Genomic DNA, 20,619 nt, shown 5'->3' on the forward strand with positions numbered 1-20,619 from the left:
GTGGGTGAGGATCACCGCACGGAGAGCAAGATTCCGACCCGCCCCGGGTGCCGCCTATGGGGGAGCGGCACCCGGGGCGCCTCCGCGCCCGCCTTCCCCGGGGACATCCGGCCCGCCGTGGCGCGACCCGCCCGCCCTCCTCGCCGTCCGGCCGCCGGGACACGCGCGGCGGCTCCTCGCCGGCGCGGATCACCACAGCCCGCGCACCCGGTACGCCCGGCCGCCCCGGCTCCCGAACCGCCCCGGCCGGCGGCATCCCGCCCCGGACCGCGGACCACCGCGCGCGGAACCTCCGGACTCGGCTCACCGGTCCGGCCCGTCACAGTCCCGGCCGCCACAGCACCAGGCCCGCCTCCCCGCGCCTGCCCCCACCCGGAAGCGGGCAGCCGCCGGCCCGTGGCCCGCGCCCCCGTCACGACCGGCCGCCCGAGCGACCCGCGCCCAGGTCCCGGCGCCGCGCAGGAGCCGGCCGCCGGGCGCGCGACCCTCGTCCGCCGGTCCACCGGTCCGGCGTCCCGGTGCCGGTGCCGCTGCCGGTGCCGGCGCCGGTGGCAGTCCGTCGTCGCCCTCACGGCGCAGGGGACGACGTCGACACAGCGCGCCCTCGCAGCGGAGGGGAGCCCGGCGGCACAGCACCCCGCGGCCCAGGCAACGACGGCTGCGCAACACCCCGCGCCCCCAGCAACGACGGTTGCACAGCGCCCCGGTGGCCGCGTCCCCCCGGACCCGGTCCGGTCGTGACCCCGGTCACCCGTTCCGTGTGGGTACGGCCACCCCTCGGCCCGTGTGAGGCGGCCGGTAAAGTGGCGCGGGTCGTCATCACACCCGTACGGGGGGAAGCCGGTGCAATTCCGGCGCTGACCCTCCCCCGGCTCTCGGCTGCGCCCGCGCCGGGGGCATCCGTGTGCCGCCAGCCAGGCGGTGAGCCGGACCGCCCCGGACGGGACGTTGACCGGCTCGCGTGCGCCGGCGGCCCGCCGCGCACGGCACCGTCGAGGTCTACGGAGCCGAGCCGCCCGGGGTGTCACCCGTGCGCCGCCCGGCTCCCCGCAGGAGAGGCAGTCGCCGACCATGAACGTCCGCCGCAGTGCCGCGGCTCTCGCCGCCGTAGGCGTGCTGGCCGCCGCCGCGCCCGCCACGGCCGCCGAATCGTCCCCGTCACCGAAGGCGACGGTCCCGGCCGGGCTGTACGGCAAGGGAGACCCGACGTACGACGGCGTGTGGCGGCAGTCGCTGACGCTGGTCGCCCAGCGGACCCTCGGCTACCGGCCGGCCGCCGAGGCCGTGGACTGGCTCACCGGCCAGCAGTGCGCCAACGGCTCCTTCGCCGCCTTCCGCGCCGCCCCCGCCAAGCCGTGCGACGACAAGGTCAGGGCCGACACCAACAGCACGGCCGCCGCCGTGCAGGCCCTCGCCGCGGCAGACGGGCACGGCATCGCCGTCGGCAAGGCCGTGGACTGGCTGAAGTCCGTGCAGAACGAGGACGGCGGCTGGGGCTACTACCCCGGCGGCCCCAGCGACACCAACTCCACCTCCGTCGTCATCGGCGCGCTGACCGCGGCCGGCACCGACCCGGCGGACGTGCGCACCTCCGGCAAGTCCCCCTACGACGCCCTGCCCGCCTGGTCCATCCCGTGTGACCAGGACGGCGGCGGCGCCCTCGCCTACCAGGCGGACAAGAAGGGCAAGCTGCTCGCCAACGCCGACGCGACGGCCGCCGGCCTGCTGGGCGCCCTCGGCAAGGGCTTCGCGGCGCGGGCCGGCAAGGCCCCGGCACACGACACCTGCGTCAAGGCCACGACCCGCACCCAGGTCGCCGACAACGCGGGCGCCTACCTGGCGGCGGCCGTCGCCAGGACCGGCCACCTCAAGTCCGCCCTGCCCGGCGCCCAGGAGCAGCCCGACTTCGGCAACACCGCCGACGCGGTCGTCGCGCTCGCCGCGGACGGCCGGACCGGGCCGGCGAAGAAGGCGTACGCCTGGCTGGAGAAGAACGCCGGGCCGTGGGCGACGCAGAACGGCCCGGCCGCGTACGCCCAGCTGATCCTCGCCGCCCACGCGCTCGGGCAGCAGCCGGGCGACTTCGGCGGCACCAGCCTCGTCCGCTCCCTCAACGCCCTCGGCCCCGCCCCGCACATGGACACCGCCTCCGAGCACGAGGAGAAGTCCGACGACGGCTCCGACACGGGCGTCTGGTGGATCGTCGGCGTCGGCCTCGTCGCCGGCATCGGCATCGGCTTCCTGCTCAGCGGCCGGAAGAAGCAGCGGCCGTGACCGCCGTCCGCCGTGCCGTGCCGGTGCTCGTCGCCGCGCTGCTGCTCCTCGCCTCCGCCGGACCGGCCGGTGCCACCGGCTACCGCTACTGGTCCTTCTGGGAGCGCACCGGCGGCCACTGGACGTACGCGACCCAGGGCCCGGCCTTCGTCCGCCCCGACGACGGCGCCGTCCAGGGCTTCCGGTTCGCGGTGAGCGCGGACTCGGCGGACGCCAGCCGACCGCGCGGTACGGCGGACTTCGGCGCGGTCTGCGCCGGCACACCGGCCAAGCCGGGCGCCAAGCGGGTGGCCCTGGTCATCGACTTCGGCACGCGGGCGGACGCGCCGTCCGGCGCGAGGCCGCCGGCGCGCCGCACGGCCTGCGCGCGGGTGCCGTCCGACGCGACCACCGCGGACGCGCTGGCCGCCGTGGCGAAGCCCCTGCGGTACGACACCAACGCCCTGCTGTGCGCCATCGCCGGGTATCCGCGGGAGGGGTGCGGGGAGCAGGTCGCCGCCGGGGGGAAGCGGAGCGGGGGCGAGGCCGGCGGCGGAAGCGACGGCGGGCCCTCGCTGGGGCTGCCGATCGGCGCGGGCGTGGTCGCCGTCCTGGCGGGGGCCGCGGTGTGGCAGGCACGTCGGCGGCGCGATGCGTCCGGGTGAGCCGAGGCAGCCGTGCGGAACCGGGCGCGTGGTGTCCGAACGCGCCCGCACGGCGGTGGCCGTGGCGCGGACGGCGCCCCGCGCCTCCTCGGGGCGCCCGCCCCGGACCGCCCTGCACCCCGGGGCCTGGTGGCTGTGGGCGGTGTCCCTCGGTGTCGCCGCCACCCGTACCACCAACCCCCTGCTCCTCTCCCTCCTCATATCCGCCTCCGCCTACGTCGTGGCGGCCCACCGCTCCCCCGCGCCCTGGGCCCGCTCCTACCCCGCCTTCGTCAGACTCGCCCTCGCCGTCCTCGTCGTCCGCGTCCTGTTCGCGGTGGCGCTCGGCTCCCCCATCCCCGGCACCCACACGCTCCTGACCCTCCCCGAAGTCCCGCTCCCGCACTGGGCGCAGGGCATCCGGCTGGGCGGCCGGGTCACCGCCGAGGCGGTCGTCTTCGCCGTGTACGACGGCCTGAAGCTCGCCACCCTCCTCGTCTGCGTCGGCGCCGCGAACGCCCTCGCCAGCCCCACCCGCCTCCTGAAGTCCCTGCCCGGCGCGCTGTACGAGACGGGCGTGGCCGTGGTCGTCGCCCTCACCTTCGCGCCCCATCTCGTCGCCGACGTGCGGCGGCTGCGCGCCGCCCGCCGCCTGCGCGGCCGTCCGGACCGGGGCGTACGGGGCCTGCTCCAGGTCGGACTGCCGGTCCTGGAGGGCGCGTTGGAACGCTCGGTCGCGCTCGCCGCCGCGATGGAGGCCCGCGGCTACGGCCGTACCGCCGAGGTGCCCGCCCGGGTCCGCCGTACGACGGCCGCCCTCACCCTGGGCGGTCTGCTCGGCGTGTGCGCGGGAACGTACGGGCTGCTGACGGCGGCAGGGGGTACGTACGGGCTCCCCGTGCTGCTCGCCGGAGTCGCCGCCGCGCTCACCGGGCTGCGGCTGGGCGGCCGGCGCTCGCTGCGCACCCGGTACCGCCCGGACCCGTGGGGCGCGCGCGCCTGGCTGGTCACGGGCTCGGGCGCCGCGGTGGCCGGGCTGCTCACGCTCGCCTCCGTCCGCGACCCCCGGGGGCTGCACCCCGGGGTCGTGCCCCTCGTCGCGCCCACGCTGCCGCTCTGGCCGGCCGTGGCCGTCCTGCTCGCCCTGCTGCCCGCCTTCGTCGTCCCGAGGGAGCCGTCGTGATCCGCTTCGAGGATGTCAGCGTGACGTACGAGGGTGCGGCCCGGCCCGCCGTCGCCGGCGTCGACTTCGAGGTCCCCGAGGGTGAACTGGTGCTGCTCGCCGGCCCGTCGGGGGTCGGCAAGTCGACCGTGCTGGGCGCGGTGAGCGGACTGGTCCCGCACTTCACCGGGGGCACCCTGCGCGGCCGTGTGACGGTGGCCGGCCGCGACACCCGTACCCACCAGCCGCGCCAACTCGCCGACGTGGTCGGCACGGTGGGCCAGGACCCGCTCGCGCACTTCGTGACGGACACCGTGGAGGACGAACTCGCCTACGGCATGGAGTCGTTGGGGCTGGCCCCGGCGGTGATGCGGCGCCGGGTGGAGGAGACCCTCGACCTGCTGGGCCTCGCCGGGCTGCGGGACCGCCCGATCGCCACCCTGTCCGGCGGACAGCGGCAGCGGGTCGCGATCGGCTCGGTCCTCACCCCGCACCCCCGGGTGCTGGTCCTGGACGAACCGACCTCGGCGCTGGACCCGGCCGCCGCCGAGGAGGTGCTGGCCGTGCTGCAACGGCTGGTGCACGACCTGGGGACGACGGTCCTGATGGCCGAGCACCGCCTGGAACGGGTCATCCAGTACGCCGACCGGGTCGTGCTGCTCCCGGCCCCCGGCGCCGCCCCGGTCACCGGTCCCCCGGCCGAGGTGATGGCCGTGTCCCCGGTCTACCCGCCGGTGGTGGCCCTGGGCCGCCTGGCCGGCTGGTCCCCGCTCCCCCTGACGGTCCGGGACGCCCGCCGCCAGGCCCCGCCCCTCCGCGCCCGCCTGTCCGGCGCGACGGCACCGGCGCACACCCCTGCCGCAGCAGCCGCCGCGGCCCCGGCCGGTGCTGCCGCCGTCCCGGCTTCGGGGGATCCCGCCGCCGTGGCCACGACCGCTCGCACCACCGCCCCGGTCGCGAGTGACCCCGCCGGCGTGGCCACGGCCCGTCGCACCGCCGCCACGGCCATGGACACCGCCGCCGTACCCGTGGACCATCCAGCCGACGCGGCTGCGGACCGAGGCGCCACGGCCGCAGGCGCCCGCGCCGCCCGAGCCGGGGAAACCGCCTGCGGCGCCTCCGGCGCCGGCGCCGCGGACAGCCGTGTCGCCGGGGCGGCCCGGACGGGCGCGGCGGCGGTGCCGCGTCCGCGTGGGCAGGCGGCACCGGCACCGGCCCCCGGCCGGCCCCCGCGCCGGGTGCCCGGCGCCCCCGGCCGGCGCTCCTTCTTCCGGCGCCGGCCCGCGCCCGGTCAGGAACCCGCGCGCCAGCACCTCGCGCAGACCCGCGCCCTCTGTGTCCGCCGGGACCACGTCCAGGCCCTCCGGGACGTCGACCTGACCGTCGCCCCCGGCGAGACCATCGCGCTCATGGGCCGCAACGGGGCCGGCAAGTCCACCCTCCTCGGCTCGCTCGTCGGCCTGGTGGCGCCCGGTTCCGGAACCGTCGACGTCGACGGCGCCGTACCCCACCGCACCCCGCCCCGGGACCTCGTGCGCCGGGTCGGTCTGGTCCCCCAGGAGCCCCGCGACCTGCTGTACGCGGACACCGTCGCCGCCGAGTGCGCGGCGGCCGACCGGGACGCGGCCGCCGCGCCCGGCACCTGCCGCGCCCTGGTGTCCGAGCTGCTGCCGGGCGTGGCGGACGACACGCACCCGCGCGATCTGTCGGAGGGCCAGCGCCTGGCGCTCGCGCTGGCCGTGGTCCTGACCGCCCGCCCTCCCCTGCTCCTCCTCGACGAGCCGACGCGCGGACTGGACTACGCGGCCAAGGCCCGTCTGGTCGCCGTACTGCGCGGGCTGGCAGCCGAGGGGCACGCGATCGTGCTGGCCACGCATGACGTGGAGCTGGCCGCCGAGCTGGCCCACCGGGTGGTGCTGCTCGCCGAGGGAGAGGTGATCGCCGACGGGCCGACGGCCGAGATCGTGGTGTCCTCCCCGTCCTTCGCCCCCCAGGTGACCAAGATCCTCGCCCCCCAGCAGTGGCTGACGGTGGCCCAGGTGCGGGAGGCGCTGGCGTGAGCCACGGCACCCCCGCCGCCGCACGGACACGTGCCGTCCGCCTCGGCCCCCGCTCGCTCGCCGCGCTGGCGCTGACCAGCGCGGTCGGTGTGGCCGCCTTCGGCTGGCCGTTCCTCGCCCCGCCCTCCTCCCGGCTCACCGCGCACGCGCAGGACGCGCCCTGGCTCTTCTCCGGTCTGCTGGTGCTGCTGGTGGCGGTGGTCGCGGCGACGATCTCGGAGTCGGACCTCGGACCGAAGGCCGTGGCCATGCTGGGCGTGCTGGCCGCGACGGGGGCGGCGCTGCGGCCGATCGGCGCGGGCACGGCGGGGCTGGAGCCCATGTTCTTCCTGATGGTGCTCAGCGGGCGGGTGCTCGGCCCGGGCTTCGGCTTCGCGCTGGGCTCGGTGACGATGTTCGCGTCCGCGCTGCTCACGGGCGGGGTCGGGCCGTGGCTGCCGTTCCAGATGCTGGCGATGGGCTGGTTCACGCTGGGCGCGGGCCTGCTGCCCGGGCCGGTCCGGCTGCGCGGTCGCGGTGAGCTGCTGCTGCTCGCCGGCTACGGCTTTCTCGCCGCCTTCGCCTACGGCACGTGCATGAACCTGGCCGGCTGGCCCTTCCTGGGCGCGGCGGCCTCGAACATCTCCTTCCACGGCGACGCCCCGGTCGCCGAGAACCTGGCCCACTTCCTCGCCTACTGCCTGGCCACCTCGCTCGGCTGGGACCTGGGCCGGGCGCTGTGCACGGTGGTGCTGACCGTCGTCCTCGGTCCGGCGGTCCTGCGGGCGCTGCGCCGGGCCACGCGGCGGGCCGCTTTCGAGACCGCGGTCACCTTCGACGGTCCCCCTGGGTGAGGGCACGCTTCCGGGACGTGAGCGGACCGGTGAGGCGTCCCACATGACCCACGTCACCTACGACCCGGGACCGTAGTCCTATTTGTCCGTTACACCCACTCCTGCCCCCTCTCTGACCTGGACTTTGCGACCCAGATCACAGAGCCGACGTTTGCCGCCGATCCGGCCACAACTAGTAAAAGGGGTCATTGCGGACGGGTTCCGGGCCTGCTTCTCTGGACGACGTCGCCAGGCGCCAGGAGCCCACCCGGGCCGCGGCGCCGCCGCATGAGGCCGCACCACGTGGTCCTTCCCATGCGGGTGATCCCCCGTCCCCGACGCAAGAGGTTCTCCGTGTCCGTGTCCTTCATCCGCCGCATCGCCTCCCCGAAGAAGGCCCTCACCAGCGCCGCCCTGGCTGCCGCCACCGCCGGCCTGGCCCTGACCGCGGCGCCCGCCCAGGCCGCCACCACGTCGGCCTCCTCCGCCCAGGCGGTTGCGCACCGGATGATCCCGGACTCCGTGCAGTTCACCGCGTTCAGCAAGATCGTCGAGCACGAGAGCGGCTGGAACCCCGCCGCCACCAACAGCTCGTCGGGCGCCTACGGTCTCGTCCAGGCCCTGCCGGCCTCGAAGATGTCCACCGCCGGCGCCGACTGGAAGACCAACCCGGCCACCCAGATCAAGTGGGGCCTGGACTACATGAACTCCCGCTACGGCAGCCCGGCCAAGGCCTGGAGCTTCTGGCAGTCCAACGGCTGGTACTGAGCCACCCGGCACCGGGCCACCGGCCGCCCGGCCGCCCCTCACCGAGCCGTGCCCCCGCCGAACCAGCGCGCGATGCCGGCCGGCGCGGCCCGGTCCGGCCCGAAGCGGTCGACCGGTCCGACCTCCAGCACCCGCACCCTCGCTCCCCGCTGGGCGAGGGTGCGCGCGCATGTCCGGGCGTTGCCGATCGGCACGTCGGTGTCGCGGTCGCCCGCGTACAGCCGTAGCGGCACCTCGGGTTTCCAGTCGCAGGCGTGGCCGTTGGCGCGCAGGGCCGCGAGCAGCCCGCCGGGGGGCTCGCGGAGCTGCCGGTAGAAGCGGTCGGTGGGCAACTGCCGCATGGTCGGGACGAGCTGACGCACGATGTCCTCGCCCTTGTGCCGCCCGTCGAAGAGCCGCACCACGCGCCCGGCGTACGGCTGCCGGAACACAGGAGAGGTGGAACACCCCGCTGACGTCGTCGACCCGGCCGTCGGTCAGCGCCGGCTCCTCGCCCCCAGGCCCGGGTAGCCGGGCGCGGCCACCGCACGGCCGGCCCGTGGCGGCGAAGAGGTACGACTGCGTCCGCGCGGCCTCGGCCACGGAGGGCGCGTAGGACCGGGTACGCCCCGGTGCCACCCCGGCGACACCGACGAGAGCCAGGACGCCCGGGGTGACCGCCGGGCCCGTGCGCATGGGCCGTCCGGGCTGCTTTTCCCCCGTTTCACGCGTGTCCTGAGTCATGTCCCGAACGCCACGGACGCACGCTGCGCCCGGACATCCGAGAGCCTCGTCCTCGGGTGGACTTCTTTCCACCTCCCGCCCCCTTCGGAGGAACGATGACGACGCCTACGCGGCCGGTGCGGGACCCGGAGACGCGCGGACTGCGGCTGGTGGCCGTGCTGCTGGCGCTCACCGTGGTCAGCGGCCTGATCGACGCCGTCAGCTTCCTGGGCCTGGGCCGGGTCTTCACGGCCAACGTGACCGGCAGCGTGGTCATCCTCGGCTTCGCCGCGGCCGGGGTCCCGGGCTTCTCCGTGCGTCACGCGGTCATGTCGCTGATCTGCTTCCTGCTGGGCGCGGTGACCGGCGGCCGGGTGGCGGGCCGGTACGGCCGCGGCTCCCGCCGCCGCTCGGCCCGGCTGGCCCTGGCGGTGGAGGCGGCGCTGGTCGGCGTCGCGGCGGCCCTGGCCCTCGCCTGGCCGGACACCGCCGGGACCCGGGCCGCCCTCATCGGCCTCACGGCCTTCGCGATGGGCCTGCGCACGGCGACGGTCCGCACGCTCCGCGTGGCCGACCTGATCACCACCACCGTCGTGACGATGACCCTGACCGGCCTGGCCTCCGAGTCCCGCCTCGGTGACGCCACGAGCCACGGCACCCGGCGCCGCGCGGCCTCCGTGGCCGCGATGGCCGCCGGCGCCTGCCTGGGCGCGTGGCTGGTCCTCCACCACGGCCTGGGCATCCCGCTGCTGCTGGCGGCCCTGGCGTCGGGTGTGCTGGCGGTGACGGCCTCGGGCCGGGAGTGACCAACGGCGGTGCGATCGCCCCCGTTCACCCGGTGGGCGCGACGGGCACCCGCCTGATCACCATCGCCCTGCACGAACTGGAGCGCGCGGACGAGGAGTTCGCGTACTGCCGGCGCGACTGACAAGCCCCCGCCGTCAGGCAGGGGCTCCCCAGGCGCCGAGACGCACTCAGGCTGTTCACACGGCGGGCGTCTGCACGCTCTTTTCGGGCGTGGTCTGCGTGCCCTCGTTGTTCGGCGGGGTCTGCGTGCCCTGCTTGTTCGGCACGGTCTGCGTGCCCTCGTTGTTCGGCGCGGACTGCGTACCCTGACTGTTCGGCGCGGACTGCGTACCCTCGTTGTTTGGCGGGGTCTGCGTGCCCTGGTTATTCGGTGCGGTCTGCGTGCCCTCGTTGTTCGGCGGGGTCTGGGTTCCCTGGTTATTCGGCGCGGTCTGGGTTCCCTGGTTATTCGGCGCGGTCTGGGTTCCCTGGTTATTCGGCGCGGTCTGCGTACCCTCGTTGTTCGACGGGGTCTGCGTACCCTGCTTGTTCGGCGCGGTCTGCGTACCCTGGTTATTCGGCATGGACTGCGTGCCCTGCTTGTTCGGCGGGGTCTGCTTGCCCTCGTTGTTCGGCGCGGTCTGCGTACCCTGACTGTTCGGCGCGGTCTGCGTGCCCGGCGCCTTCCCCGTGCCCGGCGCGTTCGGCGTGCCCGTGTTGAACGACCCGTTGATGTTTGTGTTCGTGTTCGTGTTCGTGTTATTGGTGATGTTACTCACGTTGTTGGTCGTCTGGTTGACGACTTGATTCACCACCGACGCCGGCAGACCGAGGCTTTGCGCCTTGGCCTGTGCGGCCGCTACACCCTGTGCCTTCGCCTGCTGCGGGGTGGCGCCCTGTCGTATCGCCGCTTGCGCAGCGGCCGATCCGGCCGCCACAGCCTCGGTCGCCTGCCCCGAATTCCCCGTGGCGGACGAGTACCCTTCCGTGCCTCCCGCGCATGTCACGGAACCTACGGAGAAAGGCCCTGTGCCCGAGACGGACGTCGGTCCGATACTGCCGTCGGAAGACGAATTCACGCTTTCCCCGCCGGGCGAGACGGTGAATTTTCCGTTGCCGGCGAAGCCGTTGCCCGTCAGGCTCCCCCCTGAGACGCGACAGCTTTGGTTCGGGGCGGCGGAGGCCGATTCCACCGCGCCGACCGTCATTCCTCCGACCAGCACAGCCATGGCGGCGGCGCTCAGTACTGATTTCCCTCGCATGAAGCTCTCCTTCGCTGGGGCCGTGATTCAGCGACCGGAGACGTTCCCGTCCGGATAACAGCACGCTAACTCCGCTACCCTGCTGGTGCATCTAGGCTTGCAGGCACCGGCGGTGGGCATTAGCCTGCCTCAACTCCCCGTGAGACGGCCCTTTTTCTGTTTAGCGCGCAAATTCCTCTTCCTCGTGCCGGACCTCGGCCGTGGTGCGGACCAGCCGGGCCCGTGGCCCCTGGAACAGGTACGACAGCCCGAAGCCCGCTGACACCACCACCGCGCCCCCGACCGCGTCCAGGACCCAGTGGTTGCCGGTGGCGACGATGGCCGAGACGGTGAAGAGCGGGTGGAGGAGGCCCAGCGCCTTCATCCACCACCTCGGGGCGATCACCGCGATCACCACCCCGCACCACAGGGACCAGCCGAAGTGCAGCGACGGCATCGCCGCGTACTGGTTGGTGAGCGCGGTCAGGGTGCCGTAGTCCGGCTTGGAGAAGTCCTGGACGCCGTGGACGGTGTCGATGATGCCGAGCGTGGGCATCAGGCGCGGCGGTGCCAGCGGGAAGAGCCAGAAGCCGATCAGGGCGAGCAGCGTTGCGAAGCCGAGGGACGCGCGGGCCCAGCGGTAGTCGACCGGGCGGCGCCAGTACAGGACGCCGAGGACGGTCAGCGGGACGACGAAGTGGAAGGACTCGTAGTAGAAGCCGAAGAAGTCCCGCAGCCAGTCGGTCTTCGCCACGGCGTGGTTGACGGCGTGCTCGATGTCGATGTGGAGGAAGCGCTCGGCGCCGAGGACCAGGTGGCCGTGCCGCTCGGCCGTGGCGCGCCCCCCGGAGTTGCTGCCGCCGGTCGCCGCCAGCCGTACCTGCTGGTAGGCCGCGTAGGTGACGCGGAGCAGGAGCAGCTCCAGCAGGAGGCTGGGACGGGTGAGCGCCCGGCGCAGGAAGGGCAGCAGCGGGACGCGGCGGAAGCGGGCCGGGGGCTGCGGGGCGTACTCCGCGGGTATCGGGGTCCGGTAGTACGGCGAGGTGCGGGACAGGAAGGGCACGGCCGTGGCGGCGGCCAGGGCCGCGACCAGGACCAGGTTGTCCCGCAGCGGGTACACCACTGGCATGTGCGGCAGCATCATCTGCGCCGGGAGCGTGGTGACGAGGACGACCGCGACCGGCCAGACGTAGCGGTCGCAGGCCCGCTTGCCGACCCGGCCGACGACCGCGAGCAGCACCCACAGCAGCTGGTGCTGCCAGGTGGTCGGGGACACGGCGACGGCGGCGCAGCCGGTGACGGCGACGGCGAGGAGGAGCTGGCCGTCGTGGGCGTAGCGGACCGCGCGGCGCAGGGCGAGGGCGGCGACGCCGGCGCCGAGGAGGAGGAAGAGCGCCGTCTCGGAGGAGCCCGTCAGGCCGAACCGGAGCAGGGCGCCGTGCAGGGACTGGTTGGCGAGGGCGTCGGCCTTGCCGCCGAGGCCGGCGCCGGCCATGTGGTGCACCCAGTAGGTGCGGGAGTCGTGCGGCAGCGCGGCCCAGGCGAGCGCGGTGCAGGCGGCGAAGGTGCCGGCCGTGGTGAGGGCGCCGCGGCGGCGGCCGGTGAACCACAGCAGCGGGGTGAACAGCAGGACGGTCGGCTGGAGGGCGGCGGCCAGGCCTATGCACAGGCCGCTCGCGCGTTCCCCGCGGACGGTGAAGCAGCCGAGCAGGACGAGCAGGACCGGGATGATGCTGGTCTGCCCGAGCCACAGGGTGTTGCGGACCGGCAGCGACAGCATGAGCAGGCTGATGGCGACCGGTGCGGCCAGCAGCGAGGTGCGCCGGCTGACCGGCTGGGGCAGCGCGCGGGCGGCGACCAGGCCGAGGACGACGACGAGCAGCAGGGTGCCGAAGGTCCAGCCCCAGCCGAGGGCGGCCTCGGCCGAGCGCGTGAGCGGTTTGAGGACCAGGCCGCCGAAGGGGGTGCCGGTGAACCGCGTCGAGTCGTAGATCGAGCCCTTCACGTGCAGGACGCCTTCGGGGCCGACCCAGGTCTCCAGGTCGGTGAGCCGTTCGCCGCTCGGGGTGGTCAGGACGGCGGTGGTCTGCCGTACGGCGAGGATCGCGGCCACCGCCCACAGCGCGAGCCGGGTCGCGTGCAGCCGCGCCCCGACCGCCGTTCTCCCGAAGACGTCCGCCGGTCGCCCGCTGTGCTCCACGTTCGCCACGCCTCGTCGGCCTCCCGCCCCGTCGTCCCGGCAACCGGTGTACGCCGGTGCCCCTGCGCTCCCCCTGAGCCTCGCAGACCCCCTGGAAAGGGACGCGGGCAACCCCCGATTCACCTGACGTCCGTCTGCTTTTGTCCGAAAGACCACGGTCCGGGGGGTGGATGGTTGCACGCCGGGGGCGCGATATGGATCACAGTGGGCCACCGGCATGGCTCCGCGTGAGAGGGAAGATGTACCTGCGTATCCGCCCTTTAGCTGCACTGTGCATCGATACGCATGCAGGACGTAAGGGGCGGATCTGTGCCTATGGTCGATTTTCGGCCCGCCGTACGTCACCGTTGCCGTCCGGGCCCATCCCCGTCCCCGTCGAAAGGTAGGCGAGCCCCGTTTTGGCGACCGCTACCACCGCCTCAGCCGTCACCCCGCCCCTCAAGTCGCGGCGGGCCGCCCGCGCCCGCACCGGCCGCGACGTCACCGTCACCGATCCCGCGCTCGTCAAGCGCGCCGTGAAGGCGGCGGCGCTCGGCAACGCGATGGAGTGGTTCGACTTCGGTGTCTACAGCTACATCGCCGTCACCCTCGGCAAGGTCTTCTTCCCGTCCGGCAACCCCACCGCGCAGCTCCTGTCGACGTTCGGCGCCTTCGCGGCGGCCTTCCTGGTCCGTCCGCTCGGCGGCATGGTCTTCGGCCCGCTGGGCGACCGCGTGGGCCGGCAGAAGGTCCTCGCGGTCACGATGATCATGATGGCGGCGGGTACGTTCGCGATCGGCCTGATCCCGTCGTACGCGACGATCGGCGTCGGGGCGCCGCTCCTGCTGCTCGCCGCCCGTCTGGTGCAGGGCTTCTCCACCGGCGGTGAGTACGCGGGCGCGACGACGTTCATCGCCGAGTACGCGCCGGACAAGAAGCGCGGCTTCCTCGGCAGCTGGCTGGAGTTCGGCACGCTCGCCGGCTACATCGGCGGCGCCGGTCTGGTCACCCTCATGACCGCGCTGCTGTCCTCGGACGACCTCACCTCGTGGGGCTGGCGGATCCCGTTCCTGATCGCGGGCCCGATGGGCATCATCGGCCTGTACCTGCGGATGCGGCTGGAGGAGACCCCGGCGTTCGCGGCGGAGGTCGAGAAGGCGGAGGCGGCCCGGCCGAAGGTGCCGCTGCGCGAGATGATCACCGGCCAGTGGAAGTCCCTGCTGCTGTGCATGGGCCTGGTCCTGGTCTTCAACGTCACCGACTACATGCTGCTGTCGTACATGCCGAGCTACCTCACCAGCGAGCTGAAGTACGACGAGACGCACGGGCTGCTGGTCGTGCTCGGGGTGATGGCCCTGATGATGATCGTCCAGCCGTTCGCGGGCGCGCTGACCGACCGGGTCGGCCGCCGGCCGGTGATCGCGGCGGGCTGCGCGGGCTTCCTGCTGCTGTCCGTCCCGGCCCTGCTGCTGATCCGCGAGGGCAGCCTGCTGGCCGTGGGGCTCGGCATGGGCGCGCTGGGTCTGCTCCTGGTGTGCTTCACGGCGGCCATGCCGGCCGCGCTGCCCGCCCTGTTCCCGACGCGCGTGCGGTACGGGTCCCTGTCGATCGGGTTCAACGTGTCCGTGTCGCTGTTCGGCGGTACGACTCCGCTGGTCGTGACCGCGCTGATCGGGGCGACCGGCAACATGATGATGCCCGCGTACTACATGATGGCCGCGGCTGTCGTGGGCGGTGTCGCCGTGTGGCGGATGTCGGAGTCGGCGGGGCGTCCGCTGCCGGGTTCCGCGCCGTCCGTGGAAGAACGCTGAGGGGCGCCCCGCCGCCGTGCCCCGCGCGCAGTCGTACCCATCCGCGCCCCCGGCTGCGATCATCGAGGCAGGACACTCGGGAAAGGCAGCTGGGGCTATGAGCGGGTCGCAGGTCTGGGACGACGTCGACGACTACTTCATCAACACGCTCTCACCGGACGACGAGGTGCTGCGCGCGGCACTGCGCGACAGTGATGCCGCAGGGCTGCCCGCCATCGCCGTCACGGCGGCGCAGGGCAAGTTCCTCCAGTTGCTCGCCGGGCTCCAGGGGGCCCGGCACATCCTGGAGATCGGCACGCTCGCCGGGTACAGCACGATCTGGCTGGCCCGGGCGCTGCCCGAGGACGGCAGGCTGATCTCGCTGGAGTACAGCGCCAAGCACGCGGAGGTGGCCGTCCGCAACATCGCCCGGGCGGGCCTGGACCGGATCGCGGAGGTGCGGGTGGGCCCGGCCCTGGAGTCGCTGCCCAAGCTCGCCGACGAGAACCCGGCCCCCTTCGACCTGGTCTTCATCGACGCGGACAAGGTCAACAACCCGCACTACGTGGAGTGGGCGCTGCGGCTCACCCGCGCGGGCAGCCTGATCGTCCTGGACAACGTGGTGCGCGGCGGCCGGGTGGCCGACGCGGGCAGCACCGAGCCGGACGTGGTCGGCACCCGTGCCGCGCTGGAACTGATCGCGGGCCACCCCCGGCTGACCGGCACGGCGATCCAGACGGTCGGCAGCAAGGGGTACGACGGGTTCGCCCTGGCCCGGGTGCTCGGCTGAGGCCACTCGGCCCGGGGCCCGTGGGCTCAGAGTTCGTGGTAGAAGCCGACGTTGACGCTGCGCGGCGCGGTGCGGTCCTGGATGACGATCTCTCCTGACCCGCCGTGCGGCAGCGGGACGGTCGTGCCGTAGCCGAGGGGCTGCGCGTACTCCCCGACGACGAGCCGGACCTCGGAGGCCGGGTCGGGCTGGGAGCCGCGCAGCCAGCTCAGCCGCCAGGCGCCGTCCGGGCCGCACAGGAACTCCAGGTGGACGCGGGAGACGAACAGCCAGTCGTCGGGGGTGACCAGCCGGCACGCCGCCCCGTCCCGGCCGATCCGCAGCACGGCGCCGGGCTCGCTGGGCGCCTCGGCCATCGTCATGCCGGCGGTGGCGCCCGCGTCCGCCCCGGAGACGGTGGCCATGGTGAGTTCGAGCACGGGGTTCCCCCTGATACGTCCTGTGCGCCGACTGGGTGGCGGTGGGCGGGTGCCGTACCGCCGCCGCATGATAAAACGCCCGGCGGGGTCGCGTCCGGCACAATGGGTTCATGACCGAGCGAAAGCCACCGGGGGTTCCGTTCGAGTCCTGGGTGGACAAGCAGATCCGCGACGCGCAGGGGCGCGGGGAGTTCGACCGGCTGCCGGGGGCGGGGGCGCCGCTGCCCACGGAGGTGGACTCCACGTACGACGAACTGTGGTGGGTGAAGCGGAAGCTGGTCCGGGAGGGGCTGGCGGTGCTGCCGCCCGCGCTGGCGCTGCGCAAGGAGGCGGAGGACGCGCTGGAGGCGGCGTACGCGGCGCCCTCGGAGCGGATCGCCCGGAAGATCATCGAGGACGTCAACGTCCGGATCAAGGACATGATGTTCAAGCCGCCGCCCGGTCCGCCGCTGGGCAAGAAGCCGTACGACGTCGAGGCGGTGGTACGCGAATGGCGGCAGCGCAGGGCTGCCGCCAGGGGTGACGGGGGCGTGGCGGGCTCAGCCGTGTAGCAGCCGCCCGGCCAGTTCCCGGTAGTCGCGCAGGGCGAGCCGCAGTCGCTCGGTGTCGGTCTCGGCGGCCGGACCGCTTCCCTCGGTGCCCTCCCAGGACATCCGCAGGGTGCGGCGGCGTCGCGTGACGGCCTCGGTGAACCGCGCGGCGATCTCCTCCAGCGTGCGGTCGGCCTGTTCGACGGCCTGCCGGGGCTCGTCGACGAACCCGGCGAGCACCTCGCGCAGCCGCCCCTCCCACTGCTCCGTCTCCTCGTGCGGCAGCAGCGGGGCGCCGCTGTCGGTGGCGCTGCCGCCGGGTGCGGCCGTGCCACGCGGCGCCGCCGGCCAGGTGTCCGCCGCGCGCGCCTCGGTCATCCGGGCCTCGCGGCCGCTGACCTCACTGGCGGACGGGGCCCCGAGCCCGTTGTCCGGCATCACGCCTTCCTCCTCCCCGGCCCGCTCCGGGCCGCCGGCCTGCCCGACCTGTCCGTCGTACGTACCGGCCGCCCGCCCCTGTGTACCGGGTGTCTCCGGACCCAGGTCCTCCGTGCCGGGCCGCAGCCCCTCGGAGCCGTGGCGGGGGTCGTACTCACGGGAGCCGGGCCCGGTGGCCGCTGTCGGCGCGGCGGACGCATGGCTCTCGGCCGGCCCTGGGGTGGCCTCGGCGTCCTCGGACCAGCCCGGCCCGGACCTTCCCGGCTCGGTTCCGCCCACCGGGCCCGGCGGCGGCTGCGGCGTGTCCTGCGGGGTGCGGTCGTCCCCGGTCAGCCCTTCCCGGCCGGGACCGTCCGCGCCCCGGAGCCCGCCGCTCCGGTCTGCTCCCGGTTCGCCGGGCAGGCGTTCCTCCGGGAGGGGCCTTCTCGGGGTCCGGCGGCCGGGGGTCGCGTCGCCCGGCGCCCAGGCGTCCCGCTGTTCCGTCTCCTGCTCCGGCGTCCACTCGTCCCCGCGCGAGAGGCGTTGCGGGCGGTGCCGGTCGCCGCCGGAGCCGCTCGTCCTGTCCGTCATATCGTTCAGCTCTCCTTCGGTCGGCTCCGGTTCAGGGCCCACGGCGTGTGGGAGCGGGCGTGCGAGTGGGTCGCGGCGGGAGGCGTCGAGCGGTCCGTACCGGCGGAGGCGCGGTGCCGCCCGGTCTCGGCGCCGGTCAGGTCCTCGAAGAGGGCCCGCGCGCCGAGCAGCGCCGACCGCAGCTCCTCGGTTCCCGCGCCGGTGCCGTCCGCCGCGGTGCCGGTGGCCGCGCGGTGCACCTGCCGGTAGCCGTCGACGTGGTCGGCGTGGTGCACGGACAGGGCGGCGAGCTGCTCCTCGTACCGTCCGCCGTCGGGGTAGCCGCGCGCGGCGGCGAGTTCTCCGATGAGGAGGTCGGCCTCGGTGACCGCCTGCCGGGGCGAGTCGACGAAGTGTTCCTGCACGGCCGTCCAGCGGTCCGCGTACCGCTGCCGCTCGGCGCCGTCCAGCGGGCGTTCCCGAAGGTCACCGTGGCGTTCGAGGCGTTCGGTCAGCTCTCGTTCGGCGGCCTGGGTGTCCCCGTCGTGCAGGGCCACGGCCCGCTCGTACTCGGGCCCGAAGCGCCGCTTCAGGTTCGGGCCGCCGTGCCGGGTGCGGCCCCGCACGGTCAGGGCGACAGCGCCGAGGACCACGACCGCCGCGATCACGATCAACAGAATGATCAGGCCTGTGGACATGGTTGCCTTCCGGTCGGACCGGCCCCGCTGGCCGGTTCTCCCTTCGGGTGACCCGGAAGTTCGCCCACAAACGGTTCCCCGTCCCGGGTCCGGCCCGCCGTATCCGGTTGCGGCGGGGGCGGGACGGCTGCCCACAATGGCCGGCATGACGTGGACGATCGCTCCGGAACCGTACGGCTCCCCGGCCGCCGCCGCGCTGTGGCGGGCGTACTACACGGAGGTCAGCGACCGCTGGTACCTGCTGCACGAGGGGCGCCGTACCGACCCGGAGGAGCTGGAACGGGAGGTCGCCGCGCACAGCGGTGCCGAACTCGCGCCCCCGCGCGGGCAGTTGCTCGTCGGGCGGTACGGCGGCACGCCGGCCGGCTCGGCGGGCGTGCGGCTGCTGGACCCGGACACGGCCGAGCTGACCCGGGTGTTCGTGCTGCCGGAGCTGCGCGGCCGGGGCGGGGCGCCGCTGCTCGTGGCCGCCGCCGAGGAGGCCGCCCGTGCCCTCGGCGCCCGGCGGATCGTCCTCGACACGCGCGGCGACCTGGTCGAGGCCCGCGCCCTGTACGCCCGCCTCGGCTACCCGGAGACCGCCCCGCACAACACCGACCGGTACGCCGAACACTGGTTCCGCAAGGAGCTGCCGCCGGCGCGGGCCGTCAACTGATCTTCGTCACCGTGCCGTTGTGCGGGCGTTCGCGTTCGGCGCCGCAGAGTTCTCCGGTCAGCTCGCGGACCAACTGGGTGAGGTCGGTCGAGCGGCCGGGCTGCCACCAGTCGCCGAGCAGTTCGGCCAGGGACTCCTCGCGGGCCGTGGCGAGCCGCTCGGCGACCTCGCGGCCGGCGCCGGTCAGGGTCAGGTCCAGGCCCCCGCGCTCGGCGAGCCGCCGTTCCTCGACCTGGCGGGCGGCGGCCATGACGGCCTGGAGCGGGACCGGGCTGCGCTCGGCGAGCACCGCCGGTTCGACGGAGCCGTAGCGGCGCATGCGCAGCAGCAGCCAGCTGGCGGCGGGCAGCAGGTCGTACCCGGCCCGTTCGGTGATCTCCCGGTAGATCTCGCGGCGGCCCTCCCGGGTGCCCAGCACGGACAGGGCGCGGCACACCTCGTCGTAGGAGGAGCGCTGGACCGGGTTGGGCGGGATGGTCTCGGAGACGTCGGGCGCGGTGACCGAGCCGCGCAGCCGGTCCTCCTTCAGCAGCCAGGCGAGCAGGAAGCCGAGGAGGGCGACGGGTGCGGCGTAGAGGAAGACCTCGGTGATGGCGGACGCGTACGCGTGCAGGGCGGCGGGGCGCAGCGCGGGCGGCAGGGCGGCGATGCCCCGGGGGTCGGCCTTCAGCGCGTCGGGCGTGGCGCCGGGCGGCAGGTGTACGCCCCGGAAGGCGCCGGTGAGCTTGTCGCCGAGGCGGCTCGCGAAGACCGTGCCGAAGAGGGCCACGCCGAAGGAGGCGCCGATGGACCGGAAGAAGGTGGCGCCGGAGGTGGCGACGCCGAGGTCCTCGTAGGAGACGGCGTTCTGCACGATGAGCACGAGGACCTGCATGACGAGGCCGAGGCCGGTGCCGAAGACGAAGAAGCAGACGCTCATCACGGCGGTCGGGCTGTGCTCGTCGAGCCGGTGCAGGAGCAGCAGGCCGAGGGTGGTGACGGCGGTGCCGGCGATCGGGAACACCTTCCAGCGGCCGGTGCGGCTGACGATCTGCCCGGAGAGGGTGGACGACAGCAGCAGGCCGGCCACCATCGGCAGCATGTGGACGCCGGACAGGGTCGGGGAGATGCCGTGGACGACCTGGAGGAAGGTCGGCAGATAGGTCAGCGCGCCGAACATGGCGAAGCCGACGATGAAGCTGATGACGGCGGCCAGGGTGAAGGTGCGGATGCGGAACAGCCTCAGCGGCAGGACCGGCTCGGCGGCCCTGCGCTCCGCGGCGACGAACGCCACGGCGAGGACGACGCCCAGCACCGCGAGCCCGATGATCCGCGCCGAGCCCCAGGGCCAGGTGGTGCCGCCGAGGGAGGCGACCAGCACCAGGCAGGTGGCCACGGCGGCGATCAGGAAGGTCCCCAGGTAGTCGATGACGTGGTGGGCGGTGCGGCGCGGGATGCGCAGGGCGGCGGCGATCACCGCGAGCGCTATCACGCCGATGGGCAGGTTGACGTAGAACACCCAGCGCCAGCTGAGGTGTTGGGTGAACAGCCCGCCGAGCAGCGGCCCGAGCACGCTGGTCGTGCCGAAGACGGCACCGAACAGACCCTGGTAGCGGCCGCGTTCGCGGGGCGGCACGAGGTCCCCGACGATCGCCATGGACAGCACCAGCAGCCCGCCGCCGCCCAGTCCCTGCAACGCCCGGAACGCGATGAGCTGGGGCATGTCCCGCGCCATGCCGCACAGCGCCGACCCGATCAGGAAGATCACGATGGCCGTCTGGAACAGCCGCTTGCGGCCGTACTGGTCGCCGAGCTTGCCCCACAGCGGGGTCGCGGCGGTCGACGCCAGCAGATAGGCGGTGACGACCCAGGAGAGGTGCTCCAGGCCGCCGAGGTCGCTCACGATCGTCGGCAGCGCGGTCGACACGATGGTCTGGTCGAGTGCGGCGAGCAGCAGCCCGAGCAGCAGCGCGCCCATCGGCACCAGCACGCTGCCCGGGACGTGTTCGCCGCTGCTCACGCCCTTCGCCGTGCCGTGCGTCTCCAGGGCCATGGGACCTCCCGGGGGTCGGTGCGTCTCCTCCATGGTGATCGGTGTCACCACTTATGGCCTGCCGAGTGCTGCGGTTCCGGAGGAAATCCGCATAATCTCTGGAGTTCCCGA

18 protein-coding genes and 1 pseudogene are annotated in these 20,619 nt (G+C 74.3%); 12 read left to right on the forward strand and 7 right to left on the reverse strand.

Translation table 11 applies throughout. The annotated features are described in order from the left end of the window. Nucleotides 1-1,071 precede the first annotated feature (1,071 nt). The 6 genes from AB0947_RS07740 (at nt 1,072) to AB0947_RS07765 (ending at nt 7,699) form a co-directional block, all read left to right on the forward strand. Entirely contained in the window at nt 1,072-2,274 is a 1,203-nt protein-coding gene (locus AB0947_RS07740) for a prenyltransferase/squalene oxidase repeat-containing protein (RefSeq protein ID WP_366749358.1), read from the forward strand. Next, a complete protein-coding gene (locus tag AB0947_RS07745) occupies nt 2,271-2,918 on the forward strand; it encodes an SCO2322 family protein (protein ID WP_366749359.1) in 648 nt (215 codons plus the stop codon). Before AB0947_RS07740 ends, AB0947_RS07745 begins: the two co-directional genes overlap by 4 nt. A 55-nt stretch (nt 2,919-2,973) precedes the next feature. Next, complete coding sequence (locus AB0947_RS07750; protein WP_366749573.1) at nt 2,974-4,080, forward strand: CbiQ family ECF transporter T component; 1,107 nt, start codon at nt 2,974-2,976, stop codon at nt 4,078-4,080. After that, a complete protein-coding gene (locus AB0947_RS07755; protein WP_366749360.1) occupies nt 4,077-6,119 on the forward strand; it encodes an ABC transporter ATP-binding protein in 2,043 nt (680 codons plus the stop codon). Before AB0947_RS07750 ends, AB0947_RS07755 begins: the two co-directional genes overlap by 4 nt. Next, nucleotides 6,116-6,952 carry an ECF transporter S component gene (locus AB0947_RS07760; RefSeq protein ID WP_366749361.1) on the forward strand — a complete coding sequence of 279 codons (837 nt, stop codon included), beginning with the start codon at nt 6,116-6,118 and terminating at the stop codon, nt 6,950-6,952. Before AB0947_RS07755 ends, AB0947_RS07760 begins: the two co-directional genes overlap by 4 nt. Before the next feature lie 333 nt (nt 6,953-7,285). After that, nucleotides 7,286-7,699, forward strand: a complete 414-nt coding sequence (locus tag AB0947_RS07765) for a transglycosylase SLT domain-containing protein (RefSeq protein WP_366749363.1) — start codon at nt 7,286-7,288, stop codon at nt 7,697-7,699. 38 nt (nt 7,700-7,737) lie between these two features. Here AB0947_RS07765 and AB0947_RS07770 read toward each other — a convergent pair whose 3' ends face one another. Next, nucleotides 7,738-8,130: a hypothetical protein gene (locus AB0947_RS07770; protein ID WP_366749365.1), complete on the reverse strand. Its 393-nt coding sequence runs from the start codon at nt 8,128-8,130 to the stop codon at nt 7,738-7,740. A gap of 387 nt (nt 8,131-8,517) precedes the next feature. Here AB0947_RS07770 and AB0947_RS07775 point away from each other — a divergent pair, with 387 nt between their 5' ends. Continuing rightward, entirely contained in the window at nt 8,518-9,207 is a 690-nt protein-coding gene (locus AB0947_RS07775; RefSeq protein ID WP_366749366.1) for a YoaK family protein, read from the forward strand. A gap of 2 nt (nt 9,208-9,209) precedes the next feature. After that, nucleotides 9,210-9,329 (forward strand): annotated as a pseudogene (locus AB0947_RS07780) (hypothetical protein); the annotation flags it as partial. 55 nt (nt 9,330-9,384) lie between these two features. On the opposite strand, the gene AB0947_RS07785 reads toward AB0947_RS07780, so the two are convergent. Together AB0947_RS07785 and AB0947_RS07790 are read right to left on the reverse strand one after the other, a co-directional pair. After that, nucleotides 9,385-10,449, reverse strand: coding sequence for a hypothetical protein (locus tag AB0947_RS07785; protein WP_366749367.1), 1,065 nt, complete (start codon nt 10,447-10,449; stop codon nt 9,385-9,387). A 160-nt stretch (nt 10,450-10,609) separates the two neighbouring features. After that, the gene (locus tag AB0947_RS07790) at nt 10,610-12,637 is read right to left on the reverse strand and encodes a bifunctional glycosyltransferase 87/phosphatase PAP2 family protein (RefSeq protein WP_366749368.1); all 2,028 of its coding nucleotides are present in this window, start codon (nt 12,635-12,637) and stop codon (nt 10,610-10,612) included. A 389-nt stretch (nt 12,638-13,026) separates the two neighbouring features. On the opposite strand from AB0947_RS07790, the gene proP reads away from it, so the two are divergent. Both proP and AB0947_RS07800 read left to right on the forward strand, forming a co-directional pair. After that, the gene (gene proP, locus AB0947_RS07795) at nt 13,027-14,418 is read left to right on the forward strand and encodes a glycine betaine/L-proline transporter ProP (protein WP_366749369.1); all 1,392 of its coding nucleotides are present in this window, start codon (nt 13,027-13,029) and stop codon (nt 14,416-14,418) included. A 97-nt stretch (nt 14,419-14,515) separates the two neighbouring features. Continuing rightward, nucleotides 14,516-15,187 (forward strand): O-methyltransferase, encoded by a 672-nt coding sequence (locus AB0947_RS07800; RefSeq protein WP_366749370.1) that lies wholly within the window; start codon nt 14,516-14,518, stop codon nt 15,185-15,187. A gap of 26 nt (nt 15,188-15,213) precedes the next feature. Here AB0947_RS07800 and AB0947_RS07805 read toward each other — a convergent pair whose 3' ends face one another. Then, on the reverse strand, nt 15,214-15,606 hold the full coding sequence (locus tag AB0947_RS07805; RefSeq protein ID WP_366749371.1) for a hypothetical protein: 393 nt from the start codon (nt 15,604-15,606) through the stop codon (nt 15,214-15,216). A gap of 110 nt (nt 15,607-15,716) precedes the next feature. On the opposite strand from AB0947_RS07805, the gene AB0947_RS07810 reads away from it, so the two are divergent. After that, nucleotides 15,717-16,157, forward strand: a complete 441-nt coding sequence (locus AB0947_RS07810; RefSeq protein ID WP_366749372.1) for a DUF1992 domain-containing protein — start codon at nt 15,717-15,719, stop codon at nt 16,155-16,157. Here the strand turns inward: AB0947_RS07810 and AB0947_RS07815 are convergent. Continuing rightward, nucleotides 16,146-17,144, reverse strand: coding sequence for a hypothetical protein (locus AB0947_RS07815; protein ID WP_366749373.1), 999 nt, complete (start codon nt 17,142-17,144; stop codon nt 16,146-16,148). The genes AB0947_RS07810 and AB0947_RS07815 overlap by 12 nt on opposite strands. A 5-nt stretch (nt 17,145-17,149) precedes the next feature. Then, nucleotides 17,150-17,821 carry a hypothetical protein gene (locus AB0947_RS07820; RefSeq protein ID WP_366749374.1) on the reverse strand — a complete coding sequence of 224 codons (672 nt, stop codon included), beginning with the start codon at nt 17,819-17,821 and terminating at the stop codon, nt 17,150-17,152. A gap of 136 nt (nt 17,822-17,957) precedes the next feature. Here AB0947_RS07820 and AB0947_RS07825 point away from each other — a divergent pair, with 136 nt between their 5' ends. Next, nucleotides 17,958-18,476, forward strand: a complete 519-nt coding sequence (locus AB0947_RS07825) for a GNAT family N-acetyltransferase (protein ID WP_366749376.1) — start codon at nt 17,958-17,960, stop codon at nt 18,474-18,476. Here AB0947_RS07825 and AB0947_RS07830 read toward each other — a convergent pair. Continuing rightward, a complete protein-coding gene (locus AB0947_RS07830; protein WP_366749377.1) occupies nt 18,469-20,508 on the reverse strand; it encodes an MDR family MFS transporter in 2,040 nt (679 codons plus the stop codon). The genes AB0947_RS07825 and AB0947_RS07830 overlap by 8 nt on opposite strands. Nucleotides 20,509-20,619 lie beyond the last annotated feature (111 nt).

It is taken from the genome of Streptomyces sp. NPDC047841 (genome assembly GCF_040704085.1).
Classification (GTDB): Bacteria; Actinomycetota; Actinomycetes; order Streptomycetales; family Streptomycetaceae; genus Streptomyces; species Streptomyces argyrophylli.